Annotated in this window: 13 protein-coding genes; 7 read left to right on the forward strand and 6 right to left on the reverse strand. The window is 67.3% G+C overall.

The features are described 5' to 3' along the window. Positions 1–79: 79 nt before the first annotated feature. On the forward strand, positions 80–2,104 hold the full coding sequence (locus tag K8625_RS06490; protein ID WP_223751469.1) for an ATP-binding protein: 2,025 nt from the start codon (positions 80–82) through the stop codon (positions 2,102–2,104). On the opposite strand, the gene K8625_RS06495 is transcribed toward K8625_RS06490, so the two are convergent. Continuing rightward, complete coding sequence (locus K8625_RS06495; protein WP_223751468.1) at positions 2,105–2,794, reverse strand: suppressor of fused domain protein; 690 nt, start codon at positions 2,792–2,794, stop codon at positions 2,105–2,107. It lies immediately after the preceding gene. Between the two features lie 197 nt (positions 2,795–2,991). On the opposite strand from K8625_RS06495, the gene K8625_RS06500 reads away from it, so the two are divergent. Both K8625_RS06500 and K8625_RS06505 read left to right on the forward strand, forming a co-directional pair. Beyond that, the gene (locus K8625_RS06500) at positions 2,992–4,029 is read left to right on the forward strand and encodes a hypothetical protein (RefSeq protein WP_223782179.1); all 1,038 of its coding nucleotides are present in this window, start codon (positions 2,992–2,994) and stop codon (positions 4,027–4,029) included. Positions 4,030–4,180: 151 nt separating this feature from the next. Then, the gene (locus K8625_RS06505; RefSeq protein WP_223782180.1) at positions 4,181–4,786 is read left to right on the forward strand and encodes a hypothetical protein; all 606 of its coding nucleotides are present in this window, start codon (positions 4,181–4,183) and stop codon (positions 4,784–4,786) included. A gap of 12 nt (positions 4,787–4,798) precedes the next feature. On the opposite strand, the gene K8625_RS06510 is transcribed toward K8625_RS06505, so the two are convergent. Together K8625_RS06510 and K8625_RS06515 are read right to left on the reverse strand one after the other, a co-directional pair. Beyond that, the gene (locus K8625_RS06510; protein ID WP_223782181.1) at positions 4,799–5,980 is read right to left on the reverse strand and encodes a GNAT family N-acetyltransferase; all 1,182 of its coding nucleotides are present in this window, start codon (positions 5,978–5,980) and stop codon (positions 4,799–4,801) included. Positions 5,981–6,317: 337 nt separating this feature from the next. Further along, a complete protein-coding gene (locus tag K8625_RS06515) occupies positions 6,318–6,695 on the reverse strand; it encodes a hypothetical protein (RefSeq protein WP_223782182.1) in 378 nt (125 codons plus the stop codon). On the opposite strand from K8625_RS06515, the gene K8625_RS06520 reads away from it, so the two are divergent. Genes K8625_RS06520 through K8625_RS44390 form a run of 3 tightly spaced genes read left to right on the forward strand, consistent with a single transcriptional unit; the run spans position 6,694 to position 8,240 of the window. Next, positions 6,694–7,323, forward strand: a complete 630-nt coding sequence (locus K8625_RS06520) for a hypothetical protein (RefSeq protein WP_223782183.1) — start codon at positions 6,694–6,696, stop codon at positions 7,321–7,323. The genes K8625_RS06515 and K8625_RS06520 overlap by 2 nt on opposite strands. Then, positions 7,320–7,817, forward strand: a complete 498-nt coding sequence (locus K8625_RS06525; protein ID WP_223782184.1) for a hypothetical protein — start codon at positions 7,320–7,322, stop codon at positions 7,815–7,817. The genes K8625_RS06520 and K8625_RS06525 overlap by 4 nt, the downstream gene beginning before the upstream one ends. A 27-nt stretch (positions 7,818–7,844) precedes the next feature. Next, positions 7,845–8,240: a transposase gene (locus K8625_RS44390; RefSeq protein ID WP_223782185.1), complete on the forward strand. Its 396-nt coding sequence runs from the start codon at positions 7,845–7,847 to the stop codon at positions 8,238–8,240. 226 nt (positions 8,241–8,466) lie between these two features. Here the strand turns inward: K8625_RS44390 and K8625_RS06535 are convergent, their stop codons facing one another. Beyond that, positions 8,467–9,261: an acyl-CoA desaturase gene (locus K8625_RS06535; protein ID WP_223782186.1), complete on the reverse strand. Its 795-nt coding sequence runs from the start codon at positions 9,259–9,261 to the stop codon at positions 8,467–8,469. A 223-nt stretch (positions 9,262–9,484) separates the two neighbouring features. Between K8625_RS06535 and bioA the strand changes: the two genes are divergently transcribed. Next, positions 9,485–10,816 (forward strand): adenosylmethionine--8-amino-7-oxononanoate transaminase, encoded by a 1,332-nt coding sequence (bioA, locus tag K8625_RS06540; RefSeq protein WP_223782187.1) that lies wholly within the window; start codon positions 9,485–9,487, stop codon positions 10,814–10,816. Between the two features lie 104 nt (positions 10,817–10,920). Here the strand turns inward: bioA and K8625_RS06545 are convergent, their stop codons facing one another. Continuing rightward, a complete protein-coding gene (locus K8625_RS06545) occupies positions 10,921–11,970 on the reverse strand; it encodes an AI-2E family transporter (RefSeq protein ID WP_223751464.1) in 1,050 nt (349 codons plus the stop codon). A gap of 245 nt (positions 11,971–12,215) precedes the next feature. Next, a complete protein-coding gene (locus tag K8625_RS06550) occupies positions 12,216–12,740 on the reverse strand; it encodes a phage tail protein (RefSeq protein ID WP_223751463.1) in 525 nt (174 codons plus the stop codon). Positions 12,741–13,047: the final 307 nt, after the last annotated feature.

Here is a 13,047-nt window from a genome sequence, read left to right on the forward strand (position 1 = left end):
TTTCCAGGAATTGCGGCCCTGCTGAAGGGTTCCGGAGATTTGGCCTCCGGGTGGCGCGGATGCCCGGAGTGAGCGGGGCATGTCGGCGAAGGACACGAGACAGACAGTCCCGGCCCTGGGCGCGGACACGCTCTTGGAGGCGCTGGAAGAGGCGGAGCGCCATGACTCGGAAGGGTGCATGGTGCTGAGCGCCGTGCGCGACGCGTCCGGCGCCATCGTCGACTTCGAGTGGCTGTGGGCCAACCCCGCCGCCTCACGCGCGCTCGGGCACGGCACCGATTCGCTGCGCGGCAAGCGATTGGGCGACGTCTCGCCGGTGGCGGGCCTCGGCGGTCGGCTCGCCATCCTCAAGCAGGTGGTGGAGTCAGGGCGACCCGCCGCGGACAGCTTCCCGGAAGGTGATGCGTGGCTGCTCGGCACCGCGGTGCCGCTGCGCGACGGTGTGCTGTTGCGCCTGCGCGACGTCACCAGCGCGCTGCGGATGGAGGAGGGCCTTCGCGACACGCTGGATTGGGTGCGCGACGTGCTGGAGAGCACCCCCGAGGCGTTCTTCACCGTGGACGCCGAGTGGCGCATCACCTACGTGAACCGCCAGGCCGCTGAAATCACCGGGCGCACGCAGGAGCAGGTCTTCCGCAAGATTCTGTGGCAGGCGTGCCCGGAGCTGGTGGGCACGCTGTTCGAGCGCGAGCTGCGGCGCGTGGCCGCCGAGGGCTCGTCCACCATCTTCGAGGTGCGCACCTCGCCGGAGCGCTGGCACGAGGTGCACGCGTGGTGCTCGGGGCAGAACGTCTCCGTCTTCTCGCGCGACATCACCGGCAAGAAGCGCGCGGAGGCGGAGCGGGACGCGCTCCTGACGCGTGAGCACTCGGGGCGCCTGGAGGCCGAGGCCCTGGTGCGCGAGCGCACGCAGGAGCTGGTGGCCGCGCGCGAGCGACTGGTGCAGTCGGAGAAGCTGGCCATGGCGGGCCAGCTCGCCGAGGGCGTGGGGCACGAAATCAACAACCCGCTCTCCTACGTCAGCGGCAACCTCCAGTTCGCGCTGGAGCAGATGGAGACGGTGCTGCAGGGACAGGTGCAGGGCGGTCCGCTGGCCGAGGCGCTGGATGCGCTGCGCGAGGCCCGCGAGGGCGCCGAGCGCATCCGCGTCATCGTGCGTGATTTGCAGACGTTCGCCCGCGCGGACGAGCCGCACCTGTCCCCGGTGGACGTGCACGCGGCGCTGGAGTTCGGGCTGGCCATGGCGATGCCGCACCTGCGCTACCGGGCGGAGGTGGTGCGGAGATACTCGCAGGTGCCCACGGTGATGGCGCACGAGGCGCGGCTGGGGCAGGTGTTCCTGCACCTGCTGGTCAACGCCGCGCACGCGATTCCCGAGGGCGACTTCACCCGGCACCGCGTCACGCTGTCCACGTGGCTGGAGGGCCCGTGGGTGGTGGTGGAGGTGGCGGACACGGGCCACGGCATGACGCCCGAGGTCGCCGAGCGCGTCTTCGAGCCGTTCTTCACCACGCGCGCGGTGGGCGAGGGCAGCGGACTGGGCTTGTCCACCAGCCTGGGCATGGTGCGCAGCATGCGCGGCGAGCTGAGCGTGGACACCACGCCCGGCGCGGGGAGCATGTTCCGCGTGCGCCTGCCGGTGACGGCGGTGGTGGCGGACGCGGTGGCCCAGGGCGCGCCCAGGGACGTGCCGGAGCGCAAGCGGGTGCTGGTGGTGGACGACGAGCCTCAGCTCGCGTCGCTCCTGCGGCGGTTGTTGGGGCGGCACCACGAGGTGGTGGTGACGCACAGCGGCCGCGAGGCGCTGGCGCTGCTCGAGCGCGACGCGGACTTCGACCGCGTCTTCTGTGACTTGATGATGGCGGACCTGACGGGGATGGACCTGCACGCGGAGCTGACGGCGCGGGGGCCGGAGCTGCTGTCGCGCTTCGTCTTCATGACGGGCGGCGCCTTCACCGAGCGGGCGCGGGCGTTCCTCCAGTCGGTGCCGCTGCCGCGAATCGAGAAGCCGTTCGACCCGGGGACGCTCAGGGCGCTGGTGGAGGGCGCGCCCCCGCGCGACAGGGCCCTGGAGCCGCTGCCGCGCGTGGCGCGAAGAGGGTGACTACAGCTTCACTTCGTCGCGCTCGGGCCGGGTGATGTAGCCCGAGCCCGCGGCGACCAGCTTCTCCATCAGCTTGTCCATGCCGTTGGAGCGCGCGAAGGCCATCTCGTTCTTGGTGACGCCGACGAGCGTGAGCAGCTGCACCTTGCCGCTCTCCAGGGCGAAGTGGTCGGGGCGCGACGGGTCCCGGACGAAGACGAAGCCGCTGAGCTTGGAGTCTCCGCCGTCCAGCGTGCCCTCGACGGGGTAGCGGTGGTTGAGCGCGAACGCGCGCATGCACACGAGGTTGTAGGCCATCATGTCCAGCAGCCGGAACACGGGCCACTTGGCCTCCTCCGGCGTGTGGATGACCATCTCGTAGCCGATGCCGCTGGCGGCGTCGGGGGCGATCTCCTCACCGGGGGCGATGGTGAAAGGGTTGGACAGGCCACTGGTGACGTAGGTCCAGTAGGGGTAGTCGGGGCTGGGCTTGGCCACCCGCACGCCCATGGGGCCCCAGTTGGGGTCCGGTTCACCTTCTACCTGCGCGATTTCGCTCTCCATCCAGGCCTGGATGGCGTCCGTCTGGTCGAGCGTGAAGACGCCTTCGTCGATGGCGCCGAACAGCTTGGGGTACTCGACTTCATCGCGGTCCGCCCAGCAGTCCTCGTACCACTGGATGAAGTCTTCGTCCTTCTCCGGGGCTTTCATGACGCGTCTACTCTAGAGGGTCACCCCGGTTTCTCAACTTCCCCGTGAGGGGCCGGGCGCGCGCCTGGCTGGTGGGAGACAGCGGGCGGCCTCCTAAAGGGGCCTGGGGAGGGGGTGCTGGCCCGGCTTGCCTCCCGTGGTGTAGGCAGCGGGCCTCGTCCTGGGAGGGGTTCGTGGAGCACGCGTTTCGAGGCGTCGTGTCGACAGGCTGCATCCGGGATGAGCAGGAGCTGATGCTGCTGGTCAGCCATCCCCATCCGGACAGTGACCACGGGGGTGGGCCGGGGCCGGTCGAGGACTGGAACCTGCCCGTCGATTCGGAGGCGTACTCGGCCCTGGTCGACTCCGGCTCGGATGACGACGAGGACGGGGACGGCGGGGAGGAGGCCACGTTCGAGGTGGACTCGTACCAGTCGGTGGCGGTGCGCACGGCGGGTGGGTGGACGCTGGAGCGGGTGACGCAAACGGGGACCGTCGAGGCGCTGGGCCTGTTGGGGGCGGGGCGCCATGGTGCGCTGGTCTCGTACGGGGGCTCGGCCTGGTTCCTGGCCGTGCGGGCGCGCGAGGGTGGGGTGTGGGAGGCGCTGCATTACGCGGGGGTGCCCGCGGGGCTCGTGGGGACGCAGGCGTGCTTCAGTGGGGAAGAGGTCGTGTTGGCGGGGAGCCGGGGGTTCGGGCTCGACTCGCCAGCGGAGGTGGGGCTGCTCGTTCGCGAGGGCGAAGTGATGCGCTGGGCGCGGTCCCTGGGGGCGCTGCCGGGGCGGGTGCTCGCGCTGGACAGCTGCCTGGGGGCGGATGGGCGGCGGGTGCTCTACGCGGGGGGCCAGGGCCTCTGGATGCACGGGGAGGGCGGGTGGCGCGAGGTCCACGCCTTCGTGAGTGGCGAGGTGTCGTTCGTGCGGTGTTTCCCCTCGGGGGAGGTGGTCGCGGGGACGACGCGGGGGGATGTCATCCTGGGCACGGCGGAGGGGTGCCGCGTGGTCGCGCGGGTCGGCCTCATCCACTCGGCGGAGCGGTGGGGCGGCGAGTTCTACGTCGCGGACGCGGAGGGGGTGTACCGCGTGGAGGCCTCGGGGTTCGAGCGGCGCGCGGTTCCCTCGGAGTCGTCCGTGGCGAGGAACGTGCCGGAGGTGGGGCGGTTGATCGCCGGCGCGGACCGGCTGTGGTTGGCCGGGAGCCACGTGCTCGCATCGAGCGTGGATGGGACGCGCTGGACGACGCATCCGGTGCGGTGAACCGGGGCTCTACCGGCCTGGATGTCAGGTGCTGTTCAGACCCGACTGTGCCGAGTGATGGGCTGGGCGTGCTTCTGGTATTGAGCGCGGAACGGGTGCGCGATTGGCCTGCGCACGTTTCGCGGATGAAGAGTCTGCTCGTGGGGGGAACATGCCTGACGCCGTGAATGCCTTGGGGTTTGCCCAGTCCCTCGTCAATGCGCTTCCGAAGGACTGGGATGGAGGTGTTCCTGAAGAGGGAACGAAGAACTGGTCTCAGTTCATGGCGGCCAGATTGGTCGAGGCGGCGCGTGAGCTGAAACTGGGCGTCTGCGCGACGGGCAGTGGGGCGCCCAGTGAGTGGAGCAAGACCACACTGCATTCGGGCTATGCTCGCGAGTTCCTTTTTGACTACACGATGTTTCGAGACTGGGACTCGTACACGCAGCCCGAGGTGATTCTCGAGCATGAGAATGCCTGGAGCGTCGATGCCTTCATGGAGGACTTCTGGAAGCTCATGGTCGGCTATGCGCCCTTGCGTGTAATGATTGGCTACTGCCAGAACCTGGAGCGGACCGCCGAATACGTCACTGCGATTCGCAAGTCCGCCAGCGAGGGGAACTGGAGATATCCCCCGGGTGTCGAGGACCTGGTGCTCATCGGGCATGGCCGGATGACCCCTCGGGGCTTCAAGGTCGTAAATCGGCGGGCCGAGAGCCAGGAATGGGTGGAGTGGCCCGACCTCGAGTCGTACTTGCGGCAGGAGGCTGAGGCCTGACTCGAGCCTGGGTCAGGTGCCGCTGGCCGGCTTCAGGGGCCAGGGCTTGAGGCCGCAGATCTGCTCGGCCTCCTCCACCGCCATGTTCAGCCGCGCCCGCTCGCGCCGCACGTAGTCGCGCACCGCGCCGTCCAGCCTGCGGTCGAAGATGACGTGCGCGCTGTGCACCGCCGTGGGCTCGAAGCCTCGTGACACCTTGTGCTCACCGCCCGCGCCCGGCTCGAACACCTTGCGCCCCGCGCGGATGCAGTCGTCCACCGAGTGGTACAGGCACACGTGGAAGTGCAGGAACGGGTGCTCCTCCGTGCTGCCCCAATAGCGGCCATAGAGCCGCTCCTTCGTCGCCAGGTTGAAGGCCCCCGCGATGACCCGTCCCTCGCGCACCGCCTCCACCATCTCCACCTGGTCCGGCATCGCCTTGAACACCCGCGAGAAGAACCCCGGCGTGAGCTGTATCTGCCCCCACGCGTGCCGCTCGCACGTGGCCGTGTAGAACTCATACGCGCGCTTCGCGTGCGCCGGGGTCAGCTCCGTGGTCCGCACCGTGCGCAAGCTGATTCCCTGCGTGGCCGCCGCCGCCCGCTCGCGCTTGAGCTGGTTTCGCCGCTTGGAGTCGAACCGCGAGAGATAGTCGTCGTACCCGCCGTACCCCGGGTTCTTCCAATGGAACTGGAGCGTCACCCGGCGCGCCAGCCCCTGCTCCTCCAGGAAGTCCGCCTCGTCGTCCGTCGGGTAGAGGAAGTGCACCGACGAGCACCCCGCCTCCTCGGCGCTCTCCACCGCCGCGGCGAGCAGCGCCTTGCGCATCGCGGGTACATCCTCGCCCTGGGCCACCAGCAGGCGCGGCACCGTGGCCGGGGACAGCGGCCCGCCGACGACGAGCTTCGGGTAGTACTCCACGCCGAGCCGGGCCGCCGCGTCCGCCCACCCGAAGTCGTAGATGTACTCGCCCATGCTGTGGAACTTGCGATACGCGGGCGCCGCGGCCACCAGCGTCTCGCCCCGCCACAGCGTCAGGTGATGCGGCGCCCACCCGGTCTCCTCGGTGGCGCTGCCGCTCTCCTCCATCGCCGCCAGCCACGCGTGCTTGATGAAGGGCGGTGCGTCCAGGCCGGTCAGCGCGTCCCAGTCAGCGGCCGGGACGTCTGTCACTGCGTCGAGGATACGGAGGCGGAGCGGGGTCTCTGTAGGCACGGGGAGCAGTTCTAACGCGTGCTTGTTCATAGCGCAGAGGTCCACTCTTCGGTGCCCATGCTCGCAACCTTGCGATGGGACCCCTGCTTGGCTGGAGGGTTGCTTGTGCGCAACGACGCCAATCTCGGGGAGTCGCTCCTTGTTTGGAGAGCCTGCAGAGGTCGGCGAGGGAGCGAGGGCCTACCTCATATTTAGGGTGGTTGAGTGTAGGTGTTGCGGTAAGGTGTTGAATTTACTATGGCGCGTACCTCCTCAGGGGAAGTTGAGTTTGGACTCAGTCCATATTAATGTTCCTTGAGTGATTCGGTCATCTGCCCAGCCGCTCTGGTCGCTCTCCCTAGTTCGTGAGCTCGTGGAAGGGGGCAATTACCGTACTGGGAGGGCGCGATGCGAGGAGACGGTAAGTGCGGTCGTTCTGGACTACTCGAAAACTCGTGAGTTGATTCGTTGTGGGCTGCTTGAACTCACTGAGAACGACTTTGCCGGAATTGAAACGTTGTCCGATGGGCTTGAGTTCGACGTCTATGGGCTGTTCGTTTCGAAAGCGCTCGCGAAGAAGATGGGGCTCCAGCATCGAAGAACTTGGTACGTGAAGTTCAGAGTGCAGATGGAAGACGACGGGAATGTTGTTTTCTGTGTCTCCTTTCATCGCCTTGAAAAGAGCCTTGAGCGCAAAGGCGGAGTACTTGCGCCCTCTTGGTAGGAGCTGAGCCATGAAACAATTCAAGTGTGCAGCGTGTGGGCAGGGGCAGGTCGTCATGCTGGCGAAGCCAGGGCGTCGTGCTGCGTTCAAGAACATTCCCGATCTTGAGATTCCAGAGTCGCTGGAGTTGCCGACCTGTGAGTGTTGTGGTGAAGAGTGGCTGGATGACGCGGCTGCTAAGCAGCTTGACGTTGCTCTGGCTGATGTTTATCGGCGCGAGCTTTCGAGGAAAGCTAATCAGGCTCTTAGGCAGTTGAAGATGGCGAAGCTGCGTCAATGGGACTTGGAGCCACTGCTTGGCTTGTCGTCAGGCTATCTTTCGAAGGTGAAGGCAGGGAAGGATGTGAGCCCTACTCTGGTTGTAGCGCTCATGTTGTTGGCTGGTGCTCCAAATAGGGTTGAAGAATTAAGGCGAACTCTTCGGTGCTCGTCCGTAGATGCACCATTCGATAATGCGATGGCGGATCTCGGGCGTGCTCATGTTGAGTTGCCTAAGACCGAGGCTTCATCGTTTGGGTACATGGCGGAGTTTGCGCAATATGATGAGCGCAGGCCGGTTGTACGATTGCGCTTGGTGGGGCCAAATCAAACAGAAATGCCTTCGTCGGCGTACTGCATGCCGACAGAGGTGGCGGCATGAATCAGGCTGAGCGCGAAACATTGATGAAGCTTGCTGGTAGTTGCGCCATTCGTGAACTCAGGCAGACGCATTTGGAAGCGAAGGTTGTTCGTTCGCCGACTGCGGCCGAAAAAGAGGTTGTCCCCGAAGTAGAGGTCGCGCTTCAGATTGCTCGAAATCCAACGACGCCGAAGTCGGAGTTCGCGACAATATTCCGATTCGGGGTTTCATTGAGTCCAGAGTCGCAGCCGGCAGAGGCCCTGGTTCGAATGCAGTATCATGCTGTCCTTGTGTATTCGGTCGGTGAGGAGATGGGTTTTTCAGACGAAGATTTGCGTTTGTTTGGTCAGACAAATGCAATGGTGCATGTGTGGCCTTATCTGCGGGCTTTTGTGCAGAACTCGTGTGCTCAAATAGGCGCGCCGATTGTGAGTTTGCCAATTTTTCGGGTTGGCCAGCCTCTTTCGTGGGCACGAAACGACACCCAGAATCCGGTTGCCTCGCCCAAGGGCTGACAGCCCCTAACGAAAGTCAGGGATGGGTTGTTCGAAGGGACGGACCATCCCCAGGTTGGGGGATGGTTCCGCGAACTCGTCCCTGACGCCTTCTGGCAGCGCGTGGCTCCCTTGCTGCATCCACCTCGTCCCAAGAAGAAGATAGGGCGTCCCCGAGCGGACGACAGGGCGGCGCTGGAAGCCATCGTCTTCGTGCTTCGCAGCGCAATCTCCTGTGAGATCCTGCCCCACAAGCAGTCGGGCATGATGGCCTGTCGCCGGCTTGAGGAATGGACCCGTGCTGGGGTGTGGGAGCGCCTCCAGGATCGGCTGCTCGACGAACTGGGACTACGCGGTAGGGTCGACTTCTCCCGGGCCTCCATCGACTCCTCGTCCGTCCGGGCGTTGAATCGAAGGAGCGATCGGGTCGCTACCGCCGAGTAGTGCAGCGCGCCCTGGCCTGGAAGAACTAACTCTCCAGACTTCGAGGCCGTGACGAACGCATGGACGACGTCCACTTTGGCTTCCTCGTCCTTGGTTGCTGTATCTGCTGCTCCGCCGCCTCTGCTCTGACATTTGTTAGGGGCTATGAAGTGCACTATTAAAGGCGCGCGCCGGGGGGACGGTCATCCCCTCGGCGCGACGTGTCCTTCGAAGTCTGGAAGAGGCCTCAGGCCGCCCGGGCGGCGCTTGCCTCACGCGCCGTCTCGCGGGGCTCCGGCCACACCGCGCGCTGGGGCGTGGCGATGCGGATGACGCCCAGCTTCGCCAGCACGCGCATCACCTGCCACGTGGGGTCCACCTCGAACCTGCGCGCCGCGAAGTTCGGGCTGCTGCCGTACTTGTGGTGGTTGTTCTGGAACAGCTCACCCATGCACAGCACCTCCACCGGCAGCGTGTTGCGCGACTTGTCGCTGCTGTCGAAGTTCCGGTAGCCGTACTTGTGGCCGCACCAGTTCACGATGGCCCCGTGCACCGGCCCCATCAGGAAGTGCACCGGCAACAGCAGGAACTGCCAGGGCGACGTGGCGAACAGCACGTAGAACGAGGAATAGAACGCCACCCAGCCCAGCGTCGCCACCCACGAGTTGCGCAGCGTGTCGTCCACCAGCGGCCACTCGGGATAGCCCCCGAGGAAGCGCTTCTCCGTCTCACCCTTGCCCGACGCGAAGTCGTCGTAGCGCTTCTTCGTGTGCAGCATCATCCGGAACACGTCCGTGAAGAAGTGCGGCGAGTGCGGGTCCTTCTCCGTGTCCGAGAAGGCGTGGTGCTCGCGGTGAAGAATCGCGTAGGCCTTGGGCGACAGGTACGACGAGCCCTGCACCAGGTAGGTGAGCAGGTGCATCACCCGCTCCGTGCGCGGACCCATGGTGTACATGCGGTGCGCGGCGTACCGGTGCTGGAAGAAGCTCTGGAAGAACACGCAGAGCAGCCAGTGCGAGACGAAGAAGATGAGGACGGCCATGGCGCTTTTCCCGGTTCGGTGTCCAGGAGAGCCAACACCGCCCATGTCATGGCCACGTCATCCCGGGCCGGAAGATGCCTCCCGCGGACCCTCGGATGGCCCCCGGCTTCAGGCCCCCATCAGTCCAACGTGTGGCCCGCCGCGTTGACGCGCGGCGCAAGGGGCCCGGTTTCCGGTACGGAGCGCTCCGCCTACACGTCACACGCAGGGAAGGGGAACACCCATGGAGCGGGCCGACATCGTCAAGCTGGACAAGCAGCACGTCTGGCACCCGTACACCGCCATGGAGGCGTACATCGCGGGGACGAACCCGCTGGTCATCGCGCGCTCGGAGGGGGCCTACCTCTTCGACGTCGACGGGCGGCGCTACCTGGACGCCAACGGCTCCTGGTGGGTGTCCACCCTGGGCCACCGTCACCCTCGGCTGGTGCGCACCCTCGTCGAGCAGGCGGGCCGGCTGCCCCATGTCTCGCTCGCCGGAATCACGCACGAGCCCGCCGCCGCGCTCGCCGCCGAGCTGGTCGCCATCGCCCCGGGCGCACAGCGCGCGGACCTCCCCTCGGGGGAGCGCCTGTCGCGCGTCTTCTACTCGGACAACGGGAGCACCGCGGTGGAGGTGGCCATCAAGATGGCCGCGCAGTACTGGGCGCAGAACGGGCAGCCCAAGCGCACGCGCTTCATCACGCTGACGGGCGCGTTCCACGGCGAGACGCTGGGCTCCACCAGTGTGGGCGGCGTGCGCGAGTTCCGCGACATCTTCGGCCCGCTGCTGTTCGACGTGGTGCACGTGCCGTCGCCGGCGGAGGAGGGCGGCTGGGAGCGCGCCTTCGCCCAGGTGCAGGCCGCGCTGCGCGAGCACCCGGAGGACATCGCGGGTGTCATCGTTGAGCCCGTCATCCAGGGCGCCTCCGGCATGCAGATGTACTCGCCGGACTTCCTGCGCGCGGTGCGCGAGGCCACCCGCCGGGTGGACACGTTCCTCATCGCGGACGAGGTCTTCACCGGCCTGGGGCGCACGGGCGCGCGCTTCGCGGTGGACCTGGCGGGTGTGGTGCCGGATCTGCTCTGCCTCGCGAAGGCGTTGTCGGGCGGGCTGATGCCCTTCGCGGTGACGCTCGCGTCGGAGCGCATCTTCTCGGGCTTCCTCGGCGCGTCGTCGCGGGCGCTGTATTACGGGCACTCGTACTGCGGCAACCCGCTGGGCGCGGCCATCGCGCGCGAGGTGCTCGCGGTGTACCGGGACGAGGACGTGCTGGGGCAGGTGGCGCGCAAGGCGCCGAAGGTGAAGGCCGCGTTCGAGCGGATGGCCGCGACGATTCCGGGCCTGGTGCGCCCGCGCGCCGTGGGCATGGTGGGCGCGGTGGACCTGGGCGGCGGTGGTTATCTCGCCAGCGGTGGATGGCGTGTGTACGAGGCCGCGCGCAAGCGGGGGCTGTACCTGCGCCCGCTCGGCGACACCGTGTACATCGCCCCCGCGCTGAACATCCCGGACACAGCGCTCGACGAGCTGCTGGGCGGCATGGAGGAGTCGCTGCGCGAGGTGGCGGGCGGCTGAGGCGCTCGCCGCTTCGGGTCTCACCGGGACGCGTGTCGCTCGCGGCCGTGCCTGCGGAGGTCCGCCGCGTGGAGCGGCCACTGTCTCGAGTCAGCCTGGGTGACTCAGGTCAGCACGGAGGGCGGTGGTGGAGACTCGGGCCTGGCGATGCGGCGCTCCTGCCGGAAGAGGAGGATCTCCCGGAAGATGATCTGCACCGTGGCCGCGACGGGCACCGCCACCACCGCGCCGACGATGCCGCCCAGCTCCGCGCAGAAGAGCACCGCGAGCAGGATGAGCAGCGGGTTGACGTGCACCGTGCGCCGGAAGACGAGCGGCGCCAGCACGTTGCCCTCGAGCTGTCCGTACAGCACGAAGTACGCGAGCACGCCCAGCGCCATCCACATGCCGCCCGTGGCCCACGTCAGCAGGGTGATGAAGCCGCCGGCCACCACGGGGCCCGCGTAGGGCACCATGCTGGAGAAGCCGCTCATGATGCCCAGCGGCAGGAAGTACGGCACGCCCATGGCCGCGAGCACCGCGGAGGTGAGCAGCGCGTTGAACGTGCAGATGAGCGTGAGCCCCGTCAGGTAGCCGCCCGTGGCCCGATACACGTTGCGCATCACGCGCACGTAGCGGAGCCGGTGCTCGGGCTTGGGCAGGTCGAGCAGCCGCTTGAGCAGGCCGCCGCCGAAGACGAGCATGAACACGACCAGGAAGAAGACGCTCAGCGCGCCGCCGACGAGCCCCACCATGCTGCCCAGCGCGTACATGAGCAGCGAGGGCAAGGTCCCCGTCGCCAGCTCCGGCGTCGCGTCCTCGAGCGGGCGAATCCAGCCCAGGTTGTGGAGCCGCTGGTTCAGCCCTCGGAACGGGCGCGAGTCGCGCACCTCCTGCCAGAGCTGCGGCCACTGCACCACGAGCGCGTCCACCTGCGCCGCCGTCGCCGGAATCACCAGCAGCGCCAGCGTCGCCAGCACCGTCAGGGCGCCGGCCAGCATCAACGCGATGGCCAGCGCGCGCGGCACCCGCCAGCGCTCCAGCCGCGACACGCCGTGCTCCAGCGCGAGCGCTATCAGCGCCGCGATGCCCGTCAACGTGAGCGCCACGCGCGTGCGCACCACGAGCACCACGAGCGCCACCACCGCCAGCACCGCGAAACACACGGTGAACACCGTCTTCGGTGTCACCTGAGAGCGCTGTCTGGCTCCATCCTGCTCCGCCACCGTACCCCCGGGCCCCGGCTCACCGTTCACCGTGTCGCGGTAAGCACGATGGGGCAGGAGCGCCAGTGCCCGCATGCCCGGAGCGGCCCGGCTGTGGAGTGGGCTCCAGCCCGACGCCCGGCCATCACGAGGCCTGTCCACGGGTCGACAGCTGGCGCGTGAGGGGAACGCGCCTGGCCGTGACGCGGGAGGCGTCAGTTGCGCGAGGGGAAGATGCCTTCCAGCGCGATGATGAAGTTGAGGCAGAGGAACGGCGACATGTTGTTGTGGGGCTGGCTGCCGCCCGCGATGCCGATGGCCGCCGGGTTCATGGTCCCGTCGATGGGCGCCGCGCGGTAGTTGAAGATGGTGCCGTTGTTGTCCGCCGCGAGCACCGTGCCCACCGGCGTCTCCGTGTCACCCTGCTGCGAGCTGACGTTGAGGCTGTGGGTGTGCTGCGGCATCTGGTTCGAAATCAGCGTCACCGTCTCGCTGCCACCCTGCTCGCCGAGCGTCCGCGGCGACAGCCCCGGCCCCTGGCCCGGCTGCATCGGATAGCGACCGCGCAGGTCCGGCAGCGCGAACGTCGTCTGCCCGTTGCCGCCATACGTCGTGCCCAGAATCGAGAACAGCGCGGTGTTCTGCGCGATGGCGAGGATCTGCCCCTGGCAGAAGGCCCAACCGCGCGGCGCGAAGTTGCCCGCGAACATGCGGATTTCACCAATGTATGGCTCGGACATGGGTACACCTTTCGTGTGTGTGTTTCACGCGCCAATGAGTACGCGTCACACACACCAGAGCAAAGCATCGGCCAGCCCTTCCTCCTGGGTCGGGAACGAATCAGGGCCGTGTGTCGGTCCCTGCTTCACGAGGAGGGGCGCCCACGAAGGGATTTCCCGTCCGCGTGCGTCATGCGTTCCGGTGTGACGGCGCCGCGTCCCGAGGGAACGCGAACGGGCGTTCCGTGGCGGGCGGGATTCGAATCACAAGCACGCCCGCCCTGGTGGGTCGGCGGCGAACGGCTCGATAATCCATCCTGGCTCGTGA

It is taken from the genome of Myxococcus sp. AS-1-15, from assembly GCF_020037055.1.
In the GTDB taxonomy this organism is placed as follows: domain Bacteria; phylum Myxococcota; class Myxococcia; order Myxococcales; family Myxococcaceae; genus Myxococcus; species Myxococcus fulvus.

Excerpts from the sequence above, each read along its gene's own strand:
- K8625_RS06490 (WP_223751469.1), top strand. The coding sequence starts at position 80 with ATGTCGGCGAAGGACACGAGACAGACAGTCCCGGCCCTGGGCGCGGAC.
- K8625_RS06495 (WP_223751468.1), bottom strand. The coding sequence starts at position 2,794 with ATGAAAGCCCCGGAGAAGGACGAAGACTTCATCCAGTGGTACGAGGAC.
- K8625_RS06505 (WP_223782180.1), top strand. The coding sequence starts at position 4,181 with ATGCCTGACGCCGTGAATGCCTTGGGGTTTGCCCAGTCCCTCGTCAAT.
- K8625_RS06520 (WP_223782183.1), top strand. The coding sequence starts at position 6,694 with ATGAAACAATTCAAGTGTGCAGCGTGTGGGCAGGGGCAGGTCGTCATG.
- K8625_RS06515 (WP_223782182.1), bottom strand. The coding sequence starts at position 6,695 with ATGGCTCAGCTCCTACCAAGAGGGCGCAAGTACTCCGCCTTTGCGCTC.
- K8625_RS06525 (WP_223782184.1), top strand. The coding sequence starts at position 7,320 with ATGAATCAGGCTGAGCGCGAAACATTGATGAAGCTTGCTGGTAGTTGC.
- K8625_RS06535 (WP_223782186.1), bottom strand. The coding sequence starts at position 9,261 with ATGGCCGTCCTCATCTTCTTCGTCTCGCACTGGCTGCTCTGCGTGTTC.
- bioA (WP_223782187.1), top strand. The coding sequence starts at position 9,485 with ATGGAGCGGGCCGACATCGTCAAGCTGGACAAGCAGCACGTCTGGCAC.
- K8625_RS06550 (WP_223751463.1), bottom strand. The coding sequence starts at position 12,740 with ATGTCCGAGCCATACATTGGTGAAATCCGCATGTTCGCGGGCAACTTC.